General features: G+C 72.2%; 24 protein-coding genes. 15 read left to right on the top strand and 9 right to left on the bottom strand.

The window, feature by feature from the left end; all coding sequences use genetic code 11:
- Positions 1-211 precede the first annotated feature (211 nt).
- The 13 genes from HGB44_RS22505 (at position 212) to HGB44_RS22445 (ending at position 13,865) form a co-directional block, all read left to right on the top strand.
- On the top strand, positions 212-1,216 hold the full coding sequence (locus HGB44_RS22505; protein WP_231972420.1) for an ABC transporter substrate-binding protein: 1,005 nt from the start codon (positions 212-214) through the stop codon (positions 1,214-1,216).
- The gene (locus tag HGB44_RS22500; protein ID WP_061080507.1) at positions 1,216-2,007 is read left to right on the top strand and encodes a class I SAM-dependent methyltransferase; all 792 of its coding nucleotides are present in this window, start codon (positions 1,216-1,218) and stop codon (positions 2,005-2,007) included. The genes HGB44_RS22505 and HGB44_RS22500 overlap by 1 nt, the downstream gene beginning before the upstream one ends.
- Positions 2,004-3,152, top strand: a complete 1,149-nt coding sequence (locus HGB44_RS22495) for a FecCD family ABC transporter permease (protein ID WP_061080506.1) — start codon at positions 2,004-2,006, stop codon at positions 3,150-3,152. The genes HGB44_RS22500 and HGB44_RS22495 overlap by 4 nt, the downstream gene beginning before the upstream one ends.
- Positions 3,149-3,976, top strand: a complete 828-nt coding sequence (locus tag HGB44_RS22490; RefSeq protein ID WP_061080505.1) for an ABC transporter ATP-binding protein — start codon at positions 3,149-3,151, stop codon at positions 3,974-3,976. Before HGB44_RS22495 ends, HGB44_RS22490 begins: the two co-directional genes overlap by 4 nt.
- A 323-nt stretch (positions 3,977-4,299) precedes the next feature.
- Positions 4,300-6,435, top strand: coding sequence for an SMI1/KNR4 family protein (locus HGB44_RS22485; RefSeq protein WP_061080504.1), 2,136 nt, complete (start codon positions 4,300-4,302; stop codon positions 6,433-6,435).
- A gap of 486 nt (positions 6,436-6,921) precedes the next feature.
- Positions 6,922-7,155: a hypothetical protein gene (locus HGB44_RS22480; RefSeq protein ID WP_082768355.1), complete on the top strand. Its 234-nt coding sequence runs from the start codon at positions 6,922-6,924 to the stop codon at positions 7,153-7,155.
- 274 nt (positions 7,156-7,429) lie between these two features.
- Positions 7,430-10,270 carry a DUF4040 family protein gene (locus HGB44_RS22475; protein ID WP_061080503.1) on the top strand — a complete coding sequence of 947 codons (2,841 nt, stop codon included), beginning with the start codon at positions 7,430-7,432 and terminating at the stop codon, positions 10,268-10,270.
- Positions 10,267-10,575 (top strand): sodium:proton antiporter, encoded by a 309-nt coding sequence (locus HGB44_RS22470; protein ID WP_061080502.1) that lies wholly within the window; start codon positions 10,267-10,269, stop codon positions 10,573-10,575. Before HGB44_RS22475 ends, HGB44_RS22470 begins: the two co-directional genes overlap by 4 nt.
- Positions 10,572-12,089: a monovalent cation/H+ antiporter subunit D family protein gene (locus HGB44_RS22465; protein ID WP_061080501.1), complete on the top strand. Its 1,518-nt coding sequence runs from the start codon at positions 10,572-10,574 to the stop codon at positions 12,087-12,089. The genes HGB44_RS22470 and HGB44_RS22465 overlap by 4 nt, the downstream gene beginning before the upstream one ends.
- Positions 12,086-12,460 (top strand): Na+/H+ antiporter subunit E, encoded by a 375-nt coding sequence (locus HGB44_RS22460; RefSeq protein ID WP_061080500.1) that lies wholly within the window; start codon positions 12,086-12,088, stop codon positions 12,458-12,460. Before HGB44_RS22465 ends, HGB44_RS22460 begins: the two co-directional genes overlap by 4 nt.
- Positions 12,460-12,717, top strand: coding sequence for a monovalent cation/H+ antiporter complex subunit F (locus HGB44_RS22455; protein WP_061080499.1), 258 nt, complete (start codon positions 12,460-12,462; stop codon positions 12,715-12,717). The genes HGB44_RS22460 and HGB44_RS22455 overlap by 1 nt, the downstream gene beginning before the upstream one ends.
- A complete protein-coding gene (gene mnhG / locus HGB44_RS22450) occupies positions 12,714-13,064 on the top strand; it encodes a monovalent cation/H(+) antiporter subunit G (RefSeq protein ID WP_061080498.1) in 351 nt (116 codons plus the stop codon). The genes HGB44_RS22455 and mnhG overlap by 4 nt, the downstream gene beginning before the upstream one ends.
- A gap of 57 nt (positions 13,065-13,121) precedes the next feature.
- Positions 13,122-13,865, top strand: coding sequence for a GIDE domain-containing protein (locus HGB44_RS22445; protein WP_061080497.1), 744 nt, complete (start codon positions 13,122-13,124; stop codon positions 13,863-13,865).
- Between the two features lie 55 nt (positions 13,866-13,920).
- On the opposite strand, the gene HGB44_RS22440 is transcribed toward HGB44_RS22445, so the two are convergent.
- From HGB44_RS22440 to HGB44_RS22425, 4 genes are all read right to left on the bottom strand, one after another.
- A complete protein-coding gene (locus HGB44_RS22440; protein ID WP_061080496.1) occupies positions 13,921-14,337 on the bottom strand; it encodes a nuclear transport factor 2 family protein in 417 nt (138 codons plus the stop codon).
- Positions 14,338-14,441: 104 nt separating this feature from the next.
- Positions 14,442-14,873 carry an Rrf2 family transcriptional regulator gene (locus HGB44_RS22435; protein ID WP_061080495.1) on the bottom strand — a complete coding sequence of 144 codons (432 nt, stop codon included), beginning with the start codon at positions 14,871-14,873 and terminating at the stop codon, positions 14,442-14,444.
- A gap of 49 nt (positions 14,874-14,922) precedes the next feature.
- Complete coding sequence (locus tag HGB44_RS32075) at positions 14,923-15,357, bottom strand: SWIM zinc finger family protein (protein ID WP_231972419.1); 435 nt, start codon at positions 15,355-15,357, stop codon at positions 14,923-14,925.
- A 212-nt stretch (positions 15,358-15,569) separates the two neighbouring features.
- On the bottom strand, positions 15,570-17,213 hold the full coding sequence (locus HGB44_RS22425) for an alpha/beta fold hydrolase (RefSeq protein ID WP_061080494.1): 1,644 nt from the start codon (positions 17,211-17,213) through the stop codon (positions 15,570-15,572).
- 320 nt (positions 17,214-17,533) lie between these two features.
- On the opposite strand from HGB44_RS22425, the gene HGB44_RS22420 reads away from it, so the two are divergent.
- Positions 17,534-18,226, top strand: a complete 693-nt coding sequence (locus tag HGB44_RS22420) for a DUF1028 domain-containing protein (RefSeq protein WP_061080493.1) — start codon at positions 17,534-17,536, stop codon at positions 18,224-18,226.
- Between the two features lie 100 nt (positions 18,227-18,326).
- On the opposite strand, the gene HGB44_RS22415 is transcribed toward HGB44_RS22420, so the two are convergent.
- The 3 genes from HGB44_RS22415 to HGB44_RS22405 form a co-directional block, all read right to left on the bottom strand.
- Positions 18,327-19,214 carry an isocitrate lyase/PEP mutase family protein gene (locus HGB44_RS22415; protein WP_082768354.1) on the bottom strand — a complete coding sequence of 296 codons (888 nt, stop codon included), beginning with the start codon at positions 19,212-19,214 and terminating at the stop codon, positions 18,327-18,329.
- A gap of 168 nt (positions 19,215-19,382) precedes the next feature.
- Entirely contained in the window at positions 19,383-20,693 is a 1,311-nt protein-coding gene (locus HGB44_RS22410; protein ID WP_082768353.1) for a DUF3500 domain-containing protein, read from the bottom strand.
- A 128-nt stretch (positions 20,694-20,821) separates the two neighbouring features.
- The gene (locus tag HGB44_RS22405) at positions 20,822-21,013 is read right to left on the bottom strand and encodes a hypothetical protein (protein WP_210752019.1); all 192 of its coding nucleotides are present in this window, start codon (positions 21,011-21,013) and stop codon (positions 20,822-20,824) included.
- A gap of 248 nt (positions 21,014-21,261) precedes the next feature.
- Here HGB44_RS22405 and HGB44_RS22400 point away from each other — a divergent pair, with 248 nt between their 5' ends.
- Positions 21,262-21,954, top strand: a complete 693-nt coding sequence (locus HGB44_RS22400) for an FG-GAP repeat domain-containing protein (RefSeq protein ID WP_168444108.1) — start codon at positions 21,262-21,264, stop codon at positions 21,952-21,954.
- A 200-nt stretch (positions 21,955-22,154) separates the two neighbouring features.
- On the opposite strand, the gene HGB44_RS22395 is transcribed toward HGB44_RS22400, so the two are convergent.
- Together HGB44_RS22395 and HGB44_RS22390 are read right to left on the bottom strand one after the other, a co-directional pair.
- Positions 22,155-22,691: a DUF6653 family protein gene (locus tag HGB44_RS22395; RefSeq protein ID WP_210752018.1), complete on the bottom strand. Its 537-nt coding sequence runs from the start codon at positions 22,689-22,691 to the stop codon at positions 22,155-22,157.
- Positions 22,692-22,863: 172 nt separating this feature from the next.
- Entirely contained in the window at positions 22,864-24,120 is a 1,257-nt protein-coding gene (locus HGB44_RS22390; protein ID WP_061080491.1) for an AI-2E family transporter, read from the bottom strand.
- Positions 24,121-24,278 lie beyond the last annotated feature (158 nt).

The following is a 24,278-nucleotide window of genomic DNA, read 5'->3' as shown; positions in this document are numbered from 1 at the left end:
CGGACATCCCCGGGCCGCCCCGGGTCACGGACGACGTGAACGTGGTCCGCCGCCGTCACGCCTGACGGCCCACACCGCCCCGGCGGCGCGATCGGTGTGTCCCGCGTCTCCCGGAGCCGTGTTCCCGGTCTCCGGGGCCGCAGTGGAGTACTGCCTGGTGACAGGGGCGCTGTAGTCTACGGCCGTGACATTGAAAATCATTATCAAAACCGTGGGAGTCGTATCGACTCTCGCCCTGGCCGGGTGCGCGACGGCACCCGGCCCCGAGACCGGCTCCGCGGCGGCAGCGGGCGAGGGCGCGACCTCCTACCCCCTCAGCGTCGAGAACTGCGACGTCGAGGTGACCGTCGAGCAGGCTCCCGAGCGCGCGGTCTCGCTGAACCAGTCGGCCACCGAGATCATGATCCGGCTCGGTCTCGCCGATCGCATGGCCGGTACCTCGTACGAGACCGATCCCGTCCCCGGCGACATCGCCGACGCCTACGAGAGCATCCCCCTGCTCACGGACGGCCTGCTCAAGCACGAGACACTGCTCGAAGCGCAGCCCGACTTCGTCTACTCGTCCTTCGCCTCGTTCCTCACCGCCGAGAACGCCGGCGAGCGCGCCGAGCTGCACGAGCTCGGCGTCCCGACCTACCTGAGCGAGTTCGACTGCACCTACCACGAGGCCGTCGAGGGCGGTGCGACCTTCGAGATGCTCTTCGACGAGATCGAGACGATCGCCGGGGTCTTCGACGTGCCCGACGCCGGCGAGGAGCTCGTCGCCGAACAGCGGGCCGTGGTCGACGAGGGGCTCAGGATCGCCGAGCAGATCGAGGGCACGCCGAGCCTGGTCTGGTTCTACTCGACCGCGTCGTCCTCCTCCACCCCGTCGGTCGCGGGACCCGGCGGGCTCCCGCAGACCGTGACCGAGATGCTCGGCGCCGAGAACGCCTTCAGCGACGCCTCGACCAAGTGGCCGGAGGTCAGCTGGGACGAGGTCGCCGCGCGCGACCCCGACGTGCTCGTGCTCGCCGACCTGAGCCGCGGTTACCCCGGCGACACGGCCGAGGAGAAGATCGAGTTCCTCAAGAACGACCCGTTGACCTCGACCATGGACGCCGTCGTCAACGACCGCTTCATCGTCGTGCCCGGGCAGCACATGGACCCGTCGGTCCACAGCGTGCAGGCCGTCCCGACCGTCGCACAGGGCCTCATCGACATGGAGACGAAGTAATGACGACCACGAACGCCCTCGAACGGCTCATCCGTGACTGGGACGCCCAGCAGGCGGCGTACATCACCCACCGCGAGCAGAGGTTCGAGATCATGCTCGACGTCATCACGCGGATGTGCGCCTCCTCGGACGAGTTCGGGGCCGACGGAACCGGCATGACCGTTCTCGACCTGGCGTGCGGCCCCGGCAGCCTCTCCCAGCGCGTCCTCGACCGGTTCCCGGGCGCCCGGGTGATCGGGGTCGACTACGACCCGGTGCTGCTCGCGATCGCGGGATCCTGGCTCGGCCGACGCCACGGTTCACGCTTCACGGCTGTCGACGTCGACCTGGCAACGCCCGGTTGGAGGGCTCAGCTGCCCGACGGGCCGGTGCACGTCGCCGTCTCCTCGACCGCGCTGCACTGGCTGGAGCCGGCACAGCTCGTCGCCGTCTACGGCGTCCTGGGCGCCCTGCTCCCCGCCGGCGGTGTCTTCATGAACGCCGACCACCTGCGCTACGACCCGCGCTCGCAGCCGTTCCTCACCGAGGCGGCGGCCGCTGACGACGAACGCACCCAGCGTGACGCGCACGCGCAGGGTGTGCGGACCTGGGACGAGTGGTGGGCGGACGCCGTCGCGCACGAGGAGTTCGGACAGCACCACGCCGAGCGCGAGCACCGCTTCGCCGACCGCCCGCCCACACCGCACGCACCGCTTGGGTTGCACCTGCAAGCGCTCGGCACCGCCGGCTTCGCCGAAACCGGTGTCATCTGGCGGTACTACGACGATGTCGTGGTGTTCGCGCGAAGATGACAAGGCTCACTGACTCTCCGCAGGCCGACCCGCGTGACACGGACGCGCTCTCCGGTGCCGATTCCCTGGCGGCGCGGGCGACGCCAGGCGATGCCGAGGCCCCTCCGGCACGCGTACCGGGCAGGCTGCGCTCGTCCCTCATCGTCGGCGCCTTCGTCGTCGCGCTGTGCGCGTCGATCGTCGTCGCGACCTTCGTGGGTACAGCCAACATCGGGGCGCTCGACGTGCTCGGGATCATCCTGCGCAACATCGGGCTGGGCGCCCTCGCCCCCGTTCCGTCGGCGCCGCCGCTCATCGACGCCCTCGTCTGGGAGTCGCGTCTGCCGCGTGTGCTCCTCGCCGCCGTGGTCGGGCTCGGACTCTCGGTCTCGGGTGCGGTGCTGCAGTCGATCACCCGTAACCCGCTCGCCGAGCCGTACCTGCTCGGGGTCTCCTCCGGTGCGTCCACCGGGGCGGTCTCGATCATGATCCTCGGGCTCGGCTCGGGCGCGGTGACCCTCTCCATGGGCGCCTTCGCCGGCGCGCTGGTCGCCTTCGCGATCGTGCTGCTCCTCATCGGGGGCGGACGCGTCTCCAACCCCGCTCGCGTGGTGCTCACCGGTGTGCTCGTGTCGCAGTTCTTCTCAGCGATCACCTCGCTCGTGCTGATGCTCGACGGCGATGCGGACGCCACCCGGGGCTTCACCTACTGGCTGCTCGGCTCGCTCGGAGGCGCACGCTGGGAGCCGCTGCTCGTGGCATCCGCCGTCATCGTGCTCGGAGCCGTCGGCTGCCTGTTCCTCGCGTCGGCTCTGGACGCGTTCACCTTCGGCTGGGACACCGCCTCCTCGCTCGGGGTCAACGTGACCCTGGCACGGGTGACGCTCATGGTCCTCACCGCCTTCATCACGGCGGCGGCCGTCGCGGCGTCCGGAGCGATCGGGTTCATCGGGCTGCTCGTGCCGCACATCGTGCGTCTGCTGGCCGGGTCCACGCACCGCCTGCTGCTTCCCCTCGCCGGGCTCGGGGGCGCGATCTTCCTGGTGTGGGTCGACACCTTCGCCCGCTCGGCGTTCTCGCCACACGAGATTCCGGTGGGCGTGATCACGGCGCTGCTCGGTGCGCCGGTGTTCGCGATCGTTCTGAGCAAGGCGGCTCGACAATGACGGCACTGACGGCGAACGACATCACGTGGTCGGTCGACAGGACACGCATCCTCGACGGGGTCTCGATCGAGGCGCGCTCCAACGAGGTGCTCGCCGTGCTCGGGCCGAACGGGGCGGGCAAGTCCTCACTGCTGCGCATCCTGGCGGGGCTTCGGCGGCCGGATGCCGGGACGGTGCTCCTGGGCGGGGAACCGGTTCGCTCGTTGCCCCGGCGCGCGGTCGCCCGGCGGGTGGCGATCGTCGAACAGTCGCCCGAGGTGCACACCGACATCACCGTCGACGAGGCCGTGGCGCTCGGCAGAACGCCGTACCGCAGCACCTTCGCCGGACTGGACGGCGAGGACCGTGCCGCGATCGAACAGGCGCTCGCCCTCACCGGGATGCGCGCGTACCGGTCGCGGTCGTGGCGGACGCTCTCCGGCGGTGAACAGCAGCGTGCCCAGCTCGCCCGCGCGCTCGCGCAGCGGCCGGAGGTGATCGTGCTGGACGAGCCGACCAACCACCTCGACATCCGCTACCAGCTCGACGTCCTCACCCTGCTGCTCTCGCTCGACATGACGGTGGTGACCGCCCTCCACGACCTCAACCTGGCCGCACGCTACTGCGACCGGGTCGCGGTCCTGCACGCCGGCCGGGTCGAGGCGTCGGGGCCGCCCGCCGCCGTGCTGACACCCGAGCTCATCCGTTCCGTCTACGCGGTCGAAGCCGTCGTCGACACCTCTCCGCACACGGGTGCGCCGGTCGTGACCTACCTGGGCGGTGTACCGGGAGGCTCTTCGCCGACGTCTGCCCCCGGGTCGCCCCGTCAGCACCGGACGGAGTGAACCGTTCCGCGCGGCCTCTCGCGGCCGTGCGGAACGGTTCCTGCGCGGTCGTGTTCGCGGTGGAGCAGGACGGGAAGGGCGCTGACGACGCCGAGGCGCCAGTGGTGATCCGGTGCGTTCGCCGAGGCAGGGCCTGCTCCGGCAGGGGCGGTGTCATGGCTGGTTGCCATGAACCCTCCGGACGCCGGGCGGGCCCCACGGCGGCCGGGGCCCGGTCGGGAGCCGGAACGTCGGTGCGCGCGCGTATCGTCCTTGCGGACGCGCGGGCGGCGACGCCCGCCTCCCCTCCGACCGATCTCCACCCCCTCACCGCTGGGAACCCCGTGACAGAACACACGACCCCTCTCGCCTTCTCCACCGAGCGCCGACGCGTCGGCGCGCAGGAGTGGACCGACACCCCGCAGCTCAACGTCCTCCTCGAACCGGGGGAGCCGGTCAGTCCAGCCCGGATCGGCTGGCGCGACCGCGAGGGCGGCGAAGCCGCGGCTGTGTTCGACCCCGGCATGGACGGGTTCACCGGCACGCGCGTCACCTCCGACGGGGTCCAGTACGAGTGGCGGGGGACCCGCGTGGACGAACCCCCCGAACGTCCCGTCCACCGGTTCCGGATCCAGGGCGGCGACCGGGAGCTGCGTCTACTCGTCGAGGACGGAGGGCCTCCGCTCACGCGGCTCGACTGGGCCGACCGCGAGGGCGGAGGGGGAACGGTTCTGCTGCGCGCCGTCGAACTGGAGTCGTTCGTGGGCCCCAGCGATGAGGGCCTCACCCGCATGGTGCGCTCGGTGCGCGCGGGTGACGAGTACGTCGAGGCGGGCGAGGTGGCCCTCAACCTGCTCGACGCCACCTCCGGGAAGTGGCTGTCACGGTGCCGCACCGACCGGCTGGACTTCACCATGTCCGAGCCCGTCACCGTCCGGCGCTACATGCTCGACTCCGCCAACGACTTCCCCGACCGCGACCCCGCGGACTGGTCCCTGCTGGGGTCCTCGGACGGGCAGGAGTGGACCCTCCTCGACGCCCGGTCCGGCGAGTCCTTCCCCGGCCGTCACCTGGCGCGCGACTTCACCGTCAGCGGCCCAGGCGCGGACACGCCCTGGCGGTGTCTGCGGCTGGAGGTCACCCGCAACGCGGGTGCGGGGGAGATCCAGCTCAACCGGGTGCGGTTCTTCGCCGAGGACCGCGCCTACGAGGCCTTCCACGGGTTGCGCCACACGGCGCGGAGCGGACCGGAACCGTTCCTGGGCCTGGCGGTCGCTCCGGAGGACGAGGACGCGCCCGCGCTCCCGGCGACCGTCGAGGAGTGGCGGACCTACCTCACCGAGTACAGCGCCGACATGCTGCGTGTCGCCGAGGCCGAGGGTGAGGAGGTCGACGAGGAGGAGCGGACCTCGTCCTGGTTCGGCGACGAGGGCGCCCCGGAGGAGCGGATCGCGGCCCTGGAGGAGCGCCTGGGCCGTCGGCTGCCGCCGAGCTACCGCTCCTTCCTCGCCGCGTCCGACGGTTGGGGGAGGATGGGGGCGTTCGTCTACGAGATGAGCTCCACCGCCGAACTCGAATGGGACAGTCTGGCGAACATGCTCGGTCTGGGTGAGGGGAGCATGGAGATGGAGGACGAGGAGCTCGTCGGTCCGCTGCTGCTGGTCTCCTCCGACACCGACGCCCAGTACTGGATCCTGGACGCGGGCGACGTCTCCCCCGACGGGGAGTGGGCGGCCTACATCTGGGCGAGCTGGTACCCCGGTCTGGGCGATCGGCACCGCTCCTTCGCCTCGCTCGTCCACGCCGAGCGCGTCTCCTTCGAGGAGCTCAGCGGTGGCGACGGGCACCCCGTGCGCTCCGACGACGCGGAGGAGCTGCTGGAGCTGGGGCGCCGTGAGGCGCTGGCCGGAAACGTGGACCTCGCGCTCACGGCCTTCGACCGGGCCGAGACCCGGGGGTCGGCCGCGGCCGCCTACCTCAAGGTGGTCCTGTCCGCCTTCCTGGAGCCGCGGTGGGTCCACCACGAGCTGCGCAGAGTCCTGTCGTCCCGGGTGGTGGACGAGATCGGCGTGGAGCAGATCCGGACCGAGGCGGTCCCGCTCGCGCTGTACGGCCTCTCCCTCGACTCCCCAGGGCATGTGAACCCCGCGCTGGTGGCTCTGCGTGAGATGGTGCCGGGACTGCCCGAGGAGGACGAAACGGGGGAGCCTGTCGGGAAAGCGTGGCTGGACGAGCACCGGGTGCCCGAGCCCCCGGAGTTCGAGGAGGCCCTGGAGACCGCGCGGGGGCTGGCGGCGCGGGGCGCCCGGGACGAGGCCTGGGCCGTGATCGAGGAGGCGCTGCCCGGGTGGTACCCCACCACGCCGAACCGCATCGCTCCCGTGGTGCTGCTCACCGACCCCGCCCTGCGCGGCGTGGTCACCCGGGCCCGTGCCAGGGAGGCGGCGTTCACCGCCCGGGGAGTTCGCGCCTCCGCCTGAGGTGGGTGCGCCCCGCGCACAGAGGGACCTGACGTGGCTCCCAGTTCCTGCCCGGTCGTCCTGGCCGCCTTCATGCCGCACCTGAGGCGTTGAACGCCGGCCGCGACGGCCGGGTGTCGGGGAACCAGGCCGTACGGCTCCCCGGCGCGGGAGACCACCGCGCCGGGGACCGGGAGGGTGCTGTACCCGCCAGCGTCCATCAGGTCGTCCGTGTCCTCCACGGCCCCGGCTTCGTCCAGGAGGATCCGCGCCCCAGCACACCGCCCGCGGCCGCCCGCGCGGCCCGCTCGGCTGCCCCCGGGCGGGTGAGGACCCGCTCCGGTGCGAGCGGACTGACCGCTGGCGGTCCCGTGGTGTCTCCCCGGCCCCGGCGCGCGGCGAGGCCTCCAGCGCCCCCGACACACGGCCCCCTCTGGCCTGCGTGAGGCCGGGGCTGGTAGAGTGACAGCTGCTGCGATGTGCCGAGATGTACGAGGAGGTGTCGTGATGTCCCGAACGGTGACCACGATCCCCTCAACACGTCATCGCTCATCCGCCCTCGCGGAGGACGCGTTCTTCCGCGCCCCGCACGCCCACGGCCGCGTAGGCCGTCTGCCCTTCACCGAGCGGCACAAGCTGCCCGTGCGCAATCCCCGCCCCCTGGGCACCAACGGCTACTCCACCTCGTGGGGTACCAACGCCCATGGTGAACTCAGCTCCTGCCCGCCCGGACGCAGCTGACCCTTCCGCCTCGGTCGAGGCGTCTTTCCTTCTCCGCTTGACGGTCGCCCCGTGTCCGCGCGCCGTCGGATTCCGGCCTGCCCAAGGCACCGGTATCTGACATCAGCGCCCGCGGGCCGTCCCGGGTTCCGTCCTGCGTGAGGCACCTTCCGCGTGCCCTTTTCCATCTTCTTTCGCTGAACGCCGACCGTGCCGCGCCCCTGTGCGCCACGGCCGTTCCCGGCGTGTGTCCGCATGCCCGGGAACCGGCGCGCAACCGTGAAAGGACAGCGGCGTGCTGCTGCTCCTCCTTGCCCTGCTCACCGTCACCACCCTGCTCGTCCCGCTGCTGGAACGCCCGCTGGGCCGCGCCGCTGGGTGGCCCATCGCCCTGGTACTGGCCCTGGCGGCCCTGTGGGTCGGGGCCCAGGGGCCCTCCCTGTGGAACCACGACCAGACCCTGGAGGCGTCCCTGCCCTGGATGCCCGCCCTCGGCGTGGGGTTGAACCTGCGCATGGACGGCCTGGCCTGGCTGTTCTGCGTACTCGTGCTCGGCGTGGGCGCGCTGGTCATGGCCTACTCCACCCGCTACTTCCCACCCGGGCGCAGGACCGGCTTCTACGTCCTGATGAGCGCCTTCGCCCTGTCCATGACCGGTCTGGTCCTGGCCGACGACGTGGTCCTGCTCTTCGTCTTCTGGGAACTGACCACGATCTGCTCCTTCTACCTGATCGGCCTGTCCGGACCGGGCGCCTCACGACCAGCGGTGCGCACGTTCCTGCTCACCGCCATGGGCGGACTGGCACTGCTGACCGCGGTGGTGCTGCTGTGGGTGCGCACCGGGACCACCCGCCTCAGCGTGATCCTGGGCGACCTGTCCTGGACCCAGGACACCGCCTTCACCAGCACCGTGGCGGTGCTGGTCGTCATCGCGGTGTTCACCAAGTCGGCCCAGTTCCCCTTCCACTACTGGCTGCCCGACGCCATGGCCGCGAGCACCCCGGTGAGCGCCTACCTGCACGCGGCGGCGATGGTCAAGGCCGGCGTCTACCTGGCGATGCGCTTCTCCCCGGCCTTCACCGACACGCCGCTGTGGGGCACCACCCTGATCGCCGTCGGTCTGACCACCGCCGTGCTCGGCGCCGTGCTGGCCCTGCAACGGCACGACCTGAAGGAACTCACCGCCTACTCCACGGTCAGCCAGCTCGGCTTCCTCATCGCCGTCATCGGTGTGGGAACCCCGCAGGCGCTCGTCGCCGCCGCCGTGCACACCGTGGCCCACGCCCTGTTCAAGTCGGCGCTGTTCATGTCGGTGGGCGTGATCGACCACCAAACGGGAACGCGGGACCTGCGTGAACTGGGTGGTCTGCGCCGGACGATGCCCGTCACCGCGGCGGTGAGCGCGCTCGCCGCGCTGTCCATGGCCGGGGTCCCCCCTCTGCTGGGATTCGTCAGCAAGGAGAACCTCTTCGAGGCGCTGACGCAGGCGCCGGGGCCCGCATGGAGCGGTCCGGTCGCCGGGGCCGTCGCGGTCGTCGCGGCGTCGTTGACCTTCGCCTACGCCTTCCGCTTCGTGTACATGACCTTCGGCGGGAGCAGCAGGCGCCGTCCCGACCGGGAAGCGCCCCGGGAGGCGGGCGCGCTCCTGTTGTCCGCCCCCGTGATCACCGCGGTCGCGGGCCTGGCCCTGGGTCTGGGGGCCACGGCGCTGAACCCGGCCGTCTCCTGGGCGGCCGGCGACGCGGCCCTCGCCCCCGCGGACTCCCACCTGGCGTTGTGGCACGGACTCAACCCCGCCCTGGGGATGTCGGCCGCCGCCCTGCTCCTCGGCGCACTCCTGACCTGGGCCTCCGGCTGCGGGGAGAAGCTCGCCGGGCGCCGGCTCCTCCCCGTCCAGGGCACAGGCGTCTTCGAACGCACACACGCTGCGGTCATCGCCCTGGGCACACGCGTGGGCGACCTGACCCGCACCGACGCGCCCACCCGCCACCTGGCCATGCCGTTCGTCGTGCTCATCGCGCTCGCCGCCGTGGTCTGCGCTCTCGGGCTGGACTACGGGCTGCCGCCCGCACCCGCCTCACGCGCGCTGGACTGGCTCCTGGTGGCGCTGGTGGCGGTCGCGGTGCTCACCTCGGTGGTGACCCGCTCGCGGATGGCCGCCCTGGCCCTGGTCGGGGTCGCCGGGTTCACCACCGCGCTGTGGTTCGTCTTCCTCGGCGCCATCGACGTGGCGCTGACCCAGTTGCTGGTGGAGACCCTGACGGTGGTCGTGGCGGTTCTGGTGCTGCGCCGGCTTCCCCGCGAGTTCCACCGGGTCCGCCGTTCACGCACCGTCCTCACCGCGGCGATCGCCCTGGCCGCGGGTGCCGCGGCGGGCCTGGGCGCCTACCTGCTCACCGGACGCAGGGAACCCTCAGGGGTCAGCGACTACCTGCTCTCCCACGCGCCCGAGGACACCGGCGGCACCAACGTGGTCAACACGATCCTGGTCGACTACCGGGCCCTGGACACACTGGGCGAGCTCACCGTCCTGGGAGTGGCCGGCCTGATCATCATCGCCGTCCTGCGATCGTCCGGTCTCATCGCGAACGGCGAGGTCTCCTCCCACGTGGCCAGGACCAATCCGCTCTGGGACGCCGACGACAACACCGTGATCATGCGCACCGTGGCGCGCTGGCTGATCCCGCTGCTGGTGCTGTGGTCGCTCTACCTCCTGGTGCGGGGCCACAACGCCCCGGGCGGGGGCTTCATCGCCGGACTGGTCGGCGGTTCGGCCTTCGCCCTGGCCTACCTGACCGCGCCCAGCGCCTCGGCGGCCCGCATCCGCCTGGCCTACCCGGCCTTCATCGCCGCGGGCGTCCTCACCGCCGCGGTCACCGGGCTGCTCGGCTACGCCGACGGGTCCTTCCTGCGGCCCCTGCACGCCGAGATCCCCCTGCCCTGGGGCGGTTACTACCACTTCACCAGCGCGCTCGTCTTCGACGTGGGCGTCTACCTGACCGTGGTCGGCGTGCTGCTGACCGCGCTCAACCAGCTGGGGCTGCCCCGGACCGGCCGCAAGAGCCCCCCGGAGCCCGACGCGCACCACACACCCGACCCCGTCCAGCACGGTCCGGCCACCGGAGGTACCCGATGACCCTGGCCATCACGATCGGCGTCCTGGTCGCCGGAGCCGTCTACCTGATCCTGCAACGCGGCATGGTCCGCGTCGTCCTGGGCTTCGTCCTGCTCAGCCACGGGGTCAACCTCCTGCTGATGTCGGCGGGCGGCGCCTTCCGCCGAGGCGAACCCCTGTTGGGGCGCGACACCGGAGCCGCCATGGCCGACCCCCTGCCCCAGGCGTTCGTGCTCACGGCGATCGTCATCGCCTTCTCCATCACCATCTACATGCTCGCCCTCGCCGCGACCGGTGAGAGCGACGACACCGAGGACGCCTCATGATCCCCGTTCTCCTGCCCGTGCTGGTCGCGGTTCCCCTCCTGGGCGCCGCGCTGCTGGTCCTTCCCCTCGCGCGTCCGGCGGCCCGCACCCTGTTCCTGGGGACCAGCGCCTTCGCGCTCGCCGCTGGTGTCGCGCTGCTCTGGTGCACCCGGGCGGGACAGGTGCACGCCCACCAGGTGGGCCTGTGGCCCGCCGGGGTGGCCATCCCCTTGGCCGCCGACACCTTCAGCGCGCTGATGATCACCACCACCGCCCTGTTGGTGCTGGTGTGCTCGGCCTTCGCCGTGGCCACCGGCGAGGCCGACCGGCGCTTCTTCCCGTCCTTGGTGCTGGTGCTGTCCGCCGGGGTGTACGGGGCGCTGCTCACGGGAGACCTGTTCAACCTCTTCGTGTTCGTCGAGGTGATGCTGCTGCCCTCCTACGGGCTGATGGCCATCGCCGGAACCCTGCGGGGCCTGCGGGGCGGACGGACCTACGTCGCGGTCAACCTGCTGACCTCGACCGTGTTCCTGGCCGGTGTCGCCCTGGTCTACGGCGCCGCCGGAACCGTGCAGCTCGGTGAACTCGCGGGCGCCGCACAGGAGTCACCCGTGGTCGCGGTCGCCATGGGCGTGGTGCTGCTGGCGATGTCGGTCAAGGCCGCCGTCGTGCCGGTGCACGGCTGGCTGGCACGCACCTACACCGCGCCCTCCCCGGCGGTCACCGCCCTGTTCTCCGGCCTGCACACCAAGGTCGCCATCTACGCGATCTACCGCCTCTACGCGGTGGTCTTCGGCGGCGAGTCCTCGCTGCTGTGGGTGGGCCTGGTGCTGTTCGGCGCGACCATGCTGATCGGGGTCCTGGGCGCGGTGGGGGAGGACACCACCCGCTCGGTCCTGGTCTTCCACATGGTCAGCCAGATCGGTTACATCCTCCTCGGCGTGGCCCTGTTCACCGAACTGGGACTGATGGCGGGGATCTTCTACCTCGTCCACCACATGGTGGTGAAGGCGTCCCTGTTCCTGTCCACCGGCGCGATCGAGCACGTCCACGGCACCGGCAGACTCGACCGGCTGGGCGGCCTGGCCCGCAGGGAACCGCTGCTGGCGCTGGCCTTCCTGGGCGCGGCCCTGTCGCTGGCCGGACTGCCGCCCTTCTCCGGGTTCGTCGCCAAGCTCACCCTGGTCGCCGCCGCCTTCGACGACGGCCAGTGGGTGGTCGCCGCGATCGCCGTCACCGTCAGCCTCATCACGCTGATGTCGATGCTCAAGATCTGGGGCTCGGTGTTCTGGAGCCCCGAACCGGGATCCGGCAGTGAACCCGAGGTCGGACGGCCCACGGGCGGGGGCGTGACGGCCACCGCGGCCCCGGCCACCACGAGGATCCGCGCGGGCCTGGTGCTGCCCGCGGTGGCGTTGACCGGCGTCACTCTGTGCGTCGGCCTGGGCGCCCAGGTCCTGCTCGACCTGAGCGCCCAGGCCGCAGCCCATCTGCTGGACACCTCCACCTACGTCGAGGCGGTGACGAACCGATGACCTCCTTCCTGAGCAGGACCCTGCGGATCGCGTGGTTCCCGTTCTTCTACGGCTCCCGGGTGGTGACCTCCACGCTCCGGGTCGCCTGGGACATCCTCACCCCGGGCAGCGCGTCCGTGCCCGCCCTGATCGAGGTCCCGTTGCGCTGTCGCACCGACCTGGAGATCACGGCCGTCGCCAACATGGTCTCCCTGACCCCCGGAACGGTGACCGTGGCCACCCGCACCGACCCGCCCGCCCTGTGGGTGCACGGCATGTACACCGCTGACGAGCAGGCCTTCCTCGACGACATCCGCCAGATGGAGGACTACCTGCTGAGCCTGACACGCACGGGGCGGGCGAAGGCCACGCCCCGCGGGGAGGAGACCTGATGAACCCCGTCGACATCGCACTGCTGCTGCTCGGGGCGTCCATGGCCCTGGCTGCCTACCGCATCCTCGCGGGACCCTCCAGGGGGGACAGGGCGGCCGGAGCCGACGTGGTCCTCTTCGGCTTCGTCGGCCTCGTGGTCGTCCTCGGCCTTCGCGTTGACTCCGACCTGGTGGTCGACATCGTCCTCGTGTGCGCCCTCGTGGGCTTCCTCTCCGCCCTGTCCCTGGCCCGACTGATCTCCGGAGGCAAACGATGACCCCGTTGGAGACGCTTGCCGTGGCCTGTGTGATCGCCGGAGCGTCCGTGTTCGCGACGGGAGCCCTCGGCCTCGTGCGTCTGCGCGACTTCTACGCCCGCCTGCACGGGGTGTCGGTCTCGGCCGGGCTGGGGACGGCCCTGCTCCTGCTCGGTCTGCTGCTGTGGTTCCCCTCGGTGGAGAACGCGCTCAAGATCGGCCTGGCGCTGCTCGTGCAACTGGCCACCGCGGCGGTCGGCGGCAACGCCCTGGCCCGGGCGGGATACCTGGCGGGAACACCCCTTTCCCCCGCCACCCGGCACGACGCCCTCGCTGAGGCAGACACGGACCGCTCGGAGGAAGGCTGATCATGCTTCGTGCCGGTGGCCTGGCACCACGGCCACCGGCACGAAGAGGTGGCGACTATGGATGACTTGTTCGTCGGTGGATCGCGGACCGCGTTCCAGCTCCTGGCCCTGCTGGCCACCGTGCTCAGCGCCCTCCTGCTCGCCCGGGTGCTGCGCACGCGCACACGGTTCCGGAGGATACGCAGCGCACGGACACCTCCGTTGCGGGACCTGCCCCGCTCCGGTACCTCGGTCCTGGTCGACGGGAACGCCGTACCGGGGACCTCGGGGCCGCTGGTCGCCCCCTACTCCAGGACCAGGTGCGTGTGGTACCGGACCGAGGTGTGGGACCACCGCCCGGGCGAGGGCGCCCATTACGAACGCCTGCGCGCGACCCTGGTCCACGTGGAGCAGAGCGAGGCGCCCTTCCTGCTTGAGGACAGGACGGGGAGGGCGTGGTGCTACCCCCGTGGAGCCGTCACGGACAAGATCGCCCTCACCCATGACTCCTTCGTGGTCGACCCCCTGGCGGAGGGCGCCTTCGGCAGGGCGGAGGCGAGGCGGGAACTCGAACCCGAGCACGCGCATTCGAGCACCGGCCGCTCCTACCGGGAGTGGGCCGTCACGCCCGGGACCCGTCTGCTGGTCAACGGGACCGTGTACGAGTGGAACGAGGACACCCTCATCGCGAGTTCCTCCGACGGGTACCTGCTGCTCTCGACCCGCACCGCCCCGCAGTTGTACGACGCCCACTGGACGAGGCAGGTCCTCGCCGGCGTCGTCTTCCTCGGATCGCTCGCGGTCACCCTGTGGCTCCTCTGACGGCTCGCGCCAGATCCCCGGAGGTGGCAGTGGTCAGCCCCTGAGCACTCTCCGTTCAGTCGGCGTCGAACGCCTCGCCGACGGTCCGCGTGTCCTCGTACAGGTGCATGCGGACGATCCGTTCGTCCTCGACCCTCAGGTGGACGGCCGCCGGTGTGGTGAACTCCTTCCCGGTGGCCACGACGGTGTGCGTCCAGGACGCCAGCAGTACGACGTCACCACCGTCGACGATGACGCGCTCCAGCACGACCTTGCTCTCGCCGGGCGCGAAGTGCGGCCACATCGCGGTGAAGTACGGCGCGACCTCCTCCCGGCGGGTACGGCGCCCGGTCCAGGGGAACGCGTCACTGCCGGGGACGTACCAGTCGATCTCCTCGGCGAACAGTTCCTGGATACCGTCGGGGTCCTGCCTGCCGAGGCGTTCCACGAACCTCTCGGCCGCGGTTCGCGAGGTCTGGGTGTCTGTTGCCATCGTCCCTGTCCTTGTCTTCTCGTTCGTATGATGTAACCGTTTTGGTTACATCGGTGGGCGCGGGATGCGACCCCCCTCGGGCAGGGGAAGCCGCCGGCCCCGGGTCAGGCGGTTGTCAGGACGTCCCGCAGCACGTCCTCCAGCGTGGTCCCGGCCAGTTCCCTGCGCAGGGCGGCCTCCACGTCGTCGTACACGGCGCTCAGCGCCGGCCCGATACCGCGGCCCACGACGCACCCGGGGTCCGGTGTCGCGCGGTGCAGGGCGAAGACCGGTCCCGGTTCGACCGCCTGGTGGACGTCGAGCAGGGTGATCGCCGCCAGGTCCCGCGAGAGCATCCAGCCCGCCCCCGCCCCCCGCCGTGAAACGACCAGGCCGGCCCTGCGCAGCTCGGCCAGCAGGCGGCGGATCACCACCGGGTTGGTGTTGGCGCTCGTCGCGATCTGCTCGGAGGTGGCGACCTCGTGGCCGCGCCGCTGGTACAGCCCGATCCATGTCAGGGCGTGCGCCGCGATGGTCAGTCTGCTGTTGGCACTCACGTCGGACTCCGCCTCCCTCGCCCCCCGGTTCTGATCGTAACCATATTAGTTACGACTGCATGCGGCAAGTCCTGCGGGGCTGGACGGAGCGACCCCGTCGGCCCGCCTGGCGGCCCACCGGCATCTGGCCCTGGCCCAGGACCTGCACCGGTGGGAGGGCGGGGCGACGGTCACCGTGGCGGGGCCGCGGACGAGCGTGCGGACCCCTTCCGCCGCCGTGTTCGCGTTCGTACAGGTGCACCAGCCCCACCGCGACCACGTGCTTGCAGCAGTTGCCCCCCTGGGCCCAGGGGCAGTCGCAGTGCCAGGAGAAGGCTCCCGCGGCGGTGAGCCGCACCCGGTAACGCTGCTGTCCGCGGACGGTGGCGCGCACGCTCCTTCCGTCCGCGCGCAGCCCCGACACCCGCCCGAGGTAGTCCATGCCGCGGTCGAAGGACTTGCGGCCGGCCAGTTTCAACAGCAGACCGCGGGAGAGCTCGGACATGGGGCCAGTCAAGCAGAGCAGCACGAGAATCGCAGGGGCGAAGCGGAGACTCCGGCCTGATCACGTTCAGCGGGGGTCAGGCGGGCGTTGGCGCGGGTCGTGTGGGGCGTCGAGGGCCTTCTGGCGGTCGGAGCAGATGTCGCAGTCCGCACCGGTACCCGAAGGCCCTCTCCGCATGTGTCAGGCGGGGCGGGTGTTGCCGACCTCCATGGTCAGTGCAACTCGTCCCCGGTGAGGGGACCGGTCCGCAGCTGGTCACGGTGCGGTCCGGCGTCCGGGACCCGGGCCGCTGCTCCTCCCGGCTCCTCCGGACGGAGGGGGTCCTCGGAGCGGGGGCGTCCGGCGCACAGGGCGTCCCGGGGCGGGGCGCCGTCCACCAGGTAGGCGTCCACCGCAGCCGTCACGCAGTCCATCCCCTCGCGCCCGTAGAAGGTGTGGTCCCCCTCGTCGGCGACGGTGACGAGGGCGTTGTCCAGCCTGTCGGCCATGAGCTCGGCCCCCTCGTAGACGGTGTTGGCGTCGTGCTCGGCCCCGATGACCAGACCGCGCGGGTAGCCGTCGCGTTCCAGTTCCACCAGCGGGGCGGGCGTGTGCGAGGCGAAGGTGCAGGGCTGGGGTACGTGCCAGATCGCCCCGACGCCGTACGGGCTGCGCTCACGGACCTCCCGGACACCGGCGTGGTAGTCCGACAGGCGCGTGGGCCATTCGGCCTCGCAGAGCACCGCCATCATCAGGGAGACGTTGTCGTACTCGATCCCGGGGTCGGGCCACTCAGGCCACTCAGGTTCCTCGGGCAGTTCGACAACGGGGTAGGGCAGGTCGTTGACGATGTACCAGAGACTGGTGGTCCGGTTGCTCCACTGGTCCTGGAAGCGCGCCGCGTAGCCGATGTCCTCGTCGAAGTAGTCCGCCGTGTAGATCCACGGCTCCGGCTCGCCCGGCCACTGGTCGTAGCGGGGGTGCTCCACCAGCCGTGCGCGGGTCCGCTCGAAGACGGCCAGCACCTCCTCGGGGGTGGTCCCCAGGCCGTAGACGTCGTCGTGTTCGGCCACCCAGGCGGTGTAGCGCTCAACGTTGGCCCGGTATCCCTCGCTCTGCAGGGTGAAGACCCCGCGCCCCATGCCCTCGGGCGTGACGGCGGAGTCCAGGACGCTGCGGTCCAGGCGTTCGGGGAACAGGCTGCCGTACACGGCGCCGAGGTAGGTGCCGTAGGAGCGGCCGAGGTAGGAGATCTCGTCCTCGCCCAGGGCGGCGCGGATCACGTCCATGTCACGGGCGGTGTTCGCGGTGGTCATGTGCGGGATCAGGTCGCCGTGGGCGCTCTCGCAGGTCCGCTGGGCGGCGATCACCGCACGGGTGTGGGCGGAGAGCGCCTCGTCGGTGGGCCGGGGGACCGCGACCGGGTAGTTCGTGCCGCAGTCCAGGTAGGGGGTGGAGGCACCGCTGCCGCGCGGGTCCATCCCGATCACGTCGTAGACCTCGGCGACGCGTTGGGCTCCCAGGGAGGAGAAGCCGTGGTCGGGGCGGTCGCCGACGGCCATCTGGCGGCCCGTGCCGCCGGGGCCGCCGGGGTTGGTGAGCAGGATGCCGCGGCGCCGCTCGGGGTCCGAGGCGCGGTTGCGGCTGACGGCGATGGAGGCGCGCTCGCCACCGGGGGCGGCGTAGTCCAGGGGGACGTCGATCCAGGCGCACTCCACGTCGCGCAGGAGGTGCTCCTCGCAGGGGGCCCAGACGACCTCCTGCTCGTGGAACGCCCGGAGGGGGTCGTCTGCGGCGGCCGGGGCGGTCACCGCCAGGGATGCCGCCAGGGCGAGCACCAGGGTGCCCGCGGTGGTGAGGGCGGGTGCTGTGCGCACGGGGGGTCGTTCCTTTGCTTCTCCGGCCGGGGCCGCGGGGGCGACGCCGGGGCGTGCATCGGCCCGGCCACCGTACGCACCGCGCCGTGGCCGACGACACGGGCAAAGGTCATGAACCACCCGCGCTGGCCGGAAGCGGTCACCTGCCCGATCCCGCGCGGCGCCCGCGCCCCGCGCCCCTTCCCGAACGGGCGCACCGCCCGCACGCCCGGTACCCTTCCCGTGGCCCGCACGAGGGCTCCGGCCCCGGCCCGGACGCCCCACCGCACTGACCCGGGCGTGCTCCGAACGGACGCCCGCACACCCGAGAGTGAGACCGGTTGTACGCAGGTACCTTCTCCGTCGTCGCCCACGACGTCGCCACCGGAACGTGCGGTGTCGCGGTCAGCAGCCGGTTCCCGGCGATCGGTGCGCTGTCGGTGTTCGCCCACGCGGACGCGGGGGCGGTCGCCACGCAGGCGCTGATCAACCCGCTGCTGGGCGTGGACGCCCTGGAACTGCTGCGGTCCCACTCCGCCGAGGACGCGCTGCGCCGGGTCCTGGACGCGGACCCCGACGCGGACTCGCGGCAGGTCGCGGTGGTCGACCGCGAGGGACGCGCCGCCGCGCACACCGGCCCGCAGGCGCACCCGTGGTGCGGCCACAGAGTGGGGAACGGCTACGCGGTGGCGGGCAACATCCTGACCGGCGCCGACACGCTCGACGCGATGGCCGAGCGGTTCGAGGCCGGTGCCGGGGAGCGGATGGACCAGCGGCTGTTGGGCGCCCTGGAGGCGGGGCAGGCGGCCGGTGGCGACCGGCGGGGCAGGCAGAGCGCCGCGCTGTACGTGCACACCGGCCACCCCTACCCCTACCTGGACCTGAGGGTGGACGAGCACCCCGACCCGGTGGCCGAGCTGCGCCGGGTCCACGGGGTCGCCGAGCGGGAGCTGCTGCCGTTCGTGGAGGCCATGCCCACGCGCGCGCATCCCGCGGGCCGCTTCGAGCGGTTGCTGGACACCGGCGACCACTGAGGCCGCCGCCTGTGGGCCCGGCGGCGGGGCTCCCGGTCGCGGACGCGTGCCGTCGGATGCGCCGCGCGACCCGACCGTGCGGGACACGGCCGTCTCCGGCTCAGCCGTCCGCGGAGCCCCGGGCGAACCGCTGTGCGAGAGCCTGGGCCGCCCCGTAGTCCGGAACGCCCTCGGGGAGGGGAAGGCCCGACGCCACCGCCTCGGCCGCGGCGAGGGCTCCGTGCAGGGCGGCGCGGAAGAGCAGGGAACCGCAGCTCACGCGGCGCACACCCAGCGCGGCGAGGACCCGCAGGGGCGGACCGCCGGGGGAGTGGAGGATGTTGAGCGGGACGTGCAGGGCGGCGGCCAGGGCGGCGATCTCCTCCTCGTCGCGCAGGCCGGGCACGAACACCCCGTCGGCGCCGGCCTCCTCGTAGGCGGCGGTCCGGTCGGCGGTCTGCCCCGTGTGTCCGGGCAGCCAGTGGGTGTCGGTGCGTGCGTTGAGGAACAGCGTCGGAGCCGCCTCCTTGACCGCGCGGATCACCGCCCGCTGGTGTCCGGTACCGGCGAGCCCGCCGTCCGGGAGGCCGTCCTCCAGGTTGATCCCGGCGATCCCCATCCGCTCCAGTTCGGCGGCCAGCGCGGCGACCCGTGCCGGTGACGCGCCGAAGCCGCCCTCGACGTCCACACTGACCGGCACCTCCAGCCGGGACAGGCCGCGGGCGAGCCGTAGCGTCTCCTCGCGCGCGAGCCCCCGGGCGTCGGGGAGCCCGGCCGCCGCGGCGACACCCAGGCTGGTGGTCCCCACGGCGCGGAACCCCGCGGCGGCCAGGGCGGCGGCCGACGCGTGGTCCCAGGCGTTGGGCAGCAGCAGGGGAGCGCCCCGCAGGTGCAGGGCGCGCAGCCGCTCGCCGGGGCTCTCCCGCTCCGTGGGGAACGCGGTGCCGGGGCGGGGAGGGAGGCGGTCGGAGGTGGCGTGTCCAGTGGTGCGTACCGCTCGTGGATCCATACGGCGACGCTACGGCCGCGACGTTTCGGTCACCGCCGAAGCGACGCGGGACGACGTCGCCGTCCGGACCCCGAGGCGGAAGACGGCGCCGTGCCCGCCCGACCTCGCGCACCCGTGGTGCGGTCCGGTCGGCGGGCACGTCCGTCAGGGGTGCGGCTCGGTCGCGGGTCAGCCGTCCGCGGGTGGTCCGCCTGACGGGCCGCCGGACGGGCCCTCCCCGTCGCCGGGCCCGCCGGAGGGGGCCTCACCGGAGGGAGCCCCGCCGCCGGGGCCGCCCGTCCCGGAGGACTCCTGCTGGGTGGCGCTGCCGCCGTAGTCGTTGCCCGGGTCGCGGTAGATGGTGTGGATGTGCCCCCACCCCGCCGTGGTGTACCCGTCCACGTCGGCGCCCGCCGAGCCCCGCTGGTTGGAGAACTCGACGTAGACGTCCGGGCCGGAGACCTGGAAGTGGACGCCCTCTCCCCGGGTCGTGTCGTACTCGGTCGCCCCCGACCAGTTCACGTAGGTCTCGTCCAGGGTCGCCTCGATCTCGGCCAGGGCCTCGGCCGTGGTCTCCTCGTCCGACAGCCCCACCCAGTTGGCCACCACGTCGAGCAGCAGCTGCCTCTGCTCGTCGGTCAGGTCCGCCCCGGAGACCCCGGTCCCCGTCGGGTAGGAGCAGGTGTCGCCGGGGGCGCAGGCGAGGTCCCCGACCTCCGATCCCTGGTACAGCTCGGCTCTCTGCTCTTCGGTCAGGCTGTCGTAGAAGGCGAAGGCCGTCTCGTACACGGCCGCGAGCGGCTGGACCTCGTCGCCCTCCTCGTCGGTGTAGGCGGCGGGTTGGGAGCCCAGGTGCGTGGGCGCGAACGTGATCGAGTCGTCGGCACCGTCCAGCGTGGCGTTCACGCCGAGGTGGTGCCCGCCGAACTGCACCTCCCAGGCTCCGGAGTCGGAGGGGTCGCCGAAGAAGGCGATGTAGTACCGGCCCAGCGAGTCCTCGGTGCTGGAGCTGTTCTCCAGGAGGAACTCGTCGCCGCCCATGATGTCGGTGACGGTCTCGTACCCCTCCTCGCTCAGCAGCGCCTGGAGGACCTCCATGGCCGCGGCCCTCTGCTCCTCGTCCAGGTCCTCCAAGTCGAGCCCGGCCCGGTCGACGAAGGTGACCGGGAAGTTCGACCACGACGTGGTCCTGGCCTCGTCGTCGTAGGCGTATACCAGCTGTTCGCGCTGTTCGTCCGACAGCGTCGCCATGAGGGCCTGCGCCGCGGAGGCGGTGTCCGTGATCGTCTCCCCGGTCGTCGCGGACGACGTGTCCCCGGAGCCGGTCGTCTCCGAAGCGGACGACGTGGCGGCGGCCGATTCCGAGGCGGTGGTGCCCGGTACGGCGCACCCGCCGAGCGCGAGGACGGCCGCCAGCAGCGCCGTCGCGGCCCAGGCTCCCCGTGTGCGTTTCGGTCGGTGCCGCACTCCCGCGGTCTCCTGATCGGTGGTGTTCGTCATGGAGACGAAGGTAGGGAGCGAACCTTGGTGTTTCCTGTGTGGCGGGTGAGAACAAGATGGGAATCGGCCCCTTCCGGTGGCGCCGACCCTGTTCCCGGAGCAGGCGGTCCAGGGAGGAGCACCTGCCCTCACTCCGGGCGGAGGCGTCCGCCCCTGCGGAGCCGCCGTAGCCGGACAGCAGCATCCGGTACCGCTCGGCCGGGGGGCGGGACGAGCAGACGCCACATGTCCTGGTCACAGCCGGATCCGCGGGCCAGCACGACCGTCGGTCCGTCGGCGGCCCCGGTGACCGTGACGTTGTTCCCGCGCAGGATGTCCATGCCGACCGCTCTTTCCCCCTGCCGGCCCGCACGAAGAAGGTGCTCGGTCCCACGAGCTGCTTCTGGTGCCGAAACGGACGTGTCCGTCGTCTCGTCAGGCGGCACGGACCGGGGTGAAGTGGTCACAGTCCAGGGGCACGGCGATCGGATCCGCCGTGGGGAATGCGCTTTCCCGTAGATGCTACGCTGACCGGCCGACCGACCCCGGCGCGGCGCGACACCCCTGCCGGAGAGAAAGCGTGGTGAGCATGGGAGCAGCCGGACGGTACCGGGGACCAGGGGCGGCCGTCGGCCTGGGCCTCGTGCTCAGCGGATGCGCGTCCGGAGCGCCGGTCGGAGCACCGGGGCCCGAACCCTGCTTCGACCCGCCGGGCCGCCTCATCGCCCACGTGAACGACGACGAGTATCCCGACGCCGTCACCGGCACCGGGGGCACCGGCGATGAGCTGCGCATCGCCTTCGGGGAGGAATCCGGGTTCGGGGAACCGCGTACCCCACGCGACCTGGTCGGCTTCATGGACCGGGACGAGGACCACGTCCGCGCGGCGGTGGCCGACTTCGACGGTGACGGGTGGCTCGACCTGGTGATCACAGCGTCCGAAGGGGTCGGAGGCGACGACCCGGTCCCCTCCGCGGTGAACGAACTGCGGACGGGTCCCATCTCGAAATGGGGCGGGGGCCAGGAGACGCACGGGTTCCCCGAGGAGCAGGTGACGGCTCTGCGCGTGGTGGACTACGACGGCAACGACCGTCCCGACCTGGCTTTCTACCAGTACGACGGGGACGGGTACTACGTGGTGCGGGGGCACCAGGGCGGGCGGGGAGAAGGGCTCTCTCCCCAGGTCGAGCACTATGACGTGGGCGTGGCGGACTCGGAGCCGGAGGGCCGCCTCCCACCGCCGCTCGACCTGGACGGCTTCTACCCGGCGTGCGGAGTGTGAGTCCCTCCGCGCCGGGCACCGGGTAAGCGGCAGGGGAGCGCCCCTCGGGTGCGGGGCGCGCAGCCGCTCGCCGGGGCTCTTCGCCCCGGCGGGAAGGCCGGTGCGGGTGCGGTCGGAAGGAAGCCGGCCGGGGACGGCGTGCCCGGTGGCGGGCGCTGCCGGGGAGGCCATGCGGCGACGCTGCGGCCGCGTCGTCTCGGTCACCGCCGAAGCGACGTGTCCTCGGTCGGGTCGCCTCCCGGGCCGCGGGACGGGGCCCAGCGGGTGGGAGGGGGGACGGAACCGACCCCCTGCCTTCGCTCCGCCTGTTGGCGGCGGTCGTGATAGCGGGCCATCTGCTCCCAGTAGACCATGGTCAGGGCCATCATGGTCGCCGTGGCGGCGGCCGTCGGCACGGCCTTTCGCCGGTGGGCGGACACGACGGCCACGCACCCGGCCAGGAAGACCGCGGCCTGCACCGCCATCGCGGCGTCGCGCGGGCGTTCGCTGATCCACCGCTCCTCGCCCAGGATGGCCCGCGTGGCCCAGTTGCCGTCGTCGGCGGGCTCGGGGAAGACCACGGGGTTGAGCGCCATCCACGCGCCGACCGCGACGGCATGTCGCCAGTCGCGCGTCCATACGGGCAGGAAGACCAAGGGTGTGGTGGCCCACCGGGTCCACGCGCTCCACGGGTTGGAGTGGCGGGCGAATACGGCGCGGCGTATCCGCGCGAAGGCGCTGGGGGAGGTGACTGCCACGGGCGGTCTCCGATCCACGGGGGTCATGACGTCGCGGGCGCCGACCGGACTCGTCGGCTTACCGGCCCGAGCCTACGTCCGCCCGTGCGGGCGGACAACGAGTCCGCCGCCTTCGCCCGCCCGGGACCTCCTGTGCGGGCGGGGATGGTGCAGCGCGTGGCGGGGCCGCCCCTCACGGCTCCTGCTGTTCGTCGTGCTCTTGCGGGCCGGGCCCGGTCTTCCGCCCGACTTCGGCTCTGCCGTCCCCGCCGGACGCCGAGGCCGCCGGCGCCGGATCCGGTTTCTCCTCCTGCCCGCCTTCCTTGGCTTTCCCGTCCTCCTCGGCGTCGGAGAGCAGGGGGTGCCCGGCGACCTCGTAGCGCCGGATGTAGGTCCCCAGGAACGCCTGCATGCTCGCGCCCATCGGCAGCGCGAGCAGCGCGCCGGGCGCCCCCAGGATGGCCACGCCCGCGAGGACCGAGCCGAAGGCCACCGCGGGGTGCATGTCCAGGGTCTTGGCGGTGATGCGCGGCTGGAGCAGGTAGTTCTCGAACTGCTGGTAGACGATGATGAACACCAGCACCCACACGGCGGGCCAGATGCCCTCCACCAGTGCCACGAGCACGGGGACGACTCCGCCGATGTAGGTGCCGACCGTGGGGATGAACTGCGAGAGCACGCCCACCCACAGCGCCAGGGCGAACGCGAAGGGGATGTCCAGCGCCGCCAGCACCACGTAGTGCGCGCCCGCGCAGACCAGGGCCAGCAGCGCCCGGGAGTAGAGGAAACCGCCCGTCTTGGTGATCGCGATCTCCCACGCCCGCAGCACCTCGCGCTGGGTGCGCGGCGGCAGGACCGAGCAGATCACACGGCGGAAGCGCGGGCCGTCGGCGCACAGGTAGAAGGTGAAGAGCCCGATCGTCAGCGAGTTGAACAGCAAGGTCAGGACGGTCGTCCCGGCGCCCCAGACGTTGTTGGCGATGCCGGAGGCGTACTGCTCGATCAGCCCGCTGACGCTGGAGATCTCGTTGAGCAGGGTGGTGGGGGAGTAGGAGGTGTCGAACGTGGTGTTGACCCAGTCCAGCGCGGCGCGGACCATCGCGGGCACCTCGGAGACGAAGGCCAGGATCTGGCCGACCAGCATCGACCCGAGCAGGCTGAAGAACACCACGGCCAGCGCCAGCACCAGGAGCATCACCAGCCCGGTGGCGGGCCCGCGCGGCCAGCGGTGCCGGTGGAGCCAGTTCACCGCGGGCTCCAGCGCCAGCGCGAGGAACAGCGAGATCAGCAGCAGCATGAGGAGGCTCTGCAACCGGACGAACAGCCACAGGGCGAGACCGAACGCGGTGACCATCCACAGGGCCAGCAGCATGGCCCGGGGGAGCCAGCGCGGCATGCCGCCGCCGCGGTCGGGACGCGCGGGCCCGGGTGGTCTGGTGCTCGTGTGCAAGCCGGTTCTTCCTCACTGTGTGCGGCCGCGCGACGGGGCTCCCGCGGCGTGCCGGGGCGATTCCAGCCCCAACGGACGATAGCGCCTCCTGGCGGCCCGACCGTCCCACCGCCGCACTGCCCCCGGTGGCGCCCGGTGACGCGACGGTCCGGCGCTGA

The sequence above is a fragment of the Nocardiopsis alborubida genome, assembly GCF_012396365.1.
Taxonomy (GTDB): domain Bacteria; phylum Actinomycetota; class Actinomycetes; order Streptosporangiales; family Streptosporangiaceae; genus Nocardiopsis; species Nocardiopsis alborubida.
The sequence above is the reverse complement of the archived record's forward strand: the minus strand, read 5'-3'. Positions and strand labels throughout refer to the sequence as shown.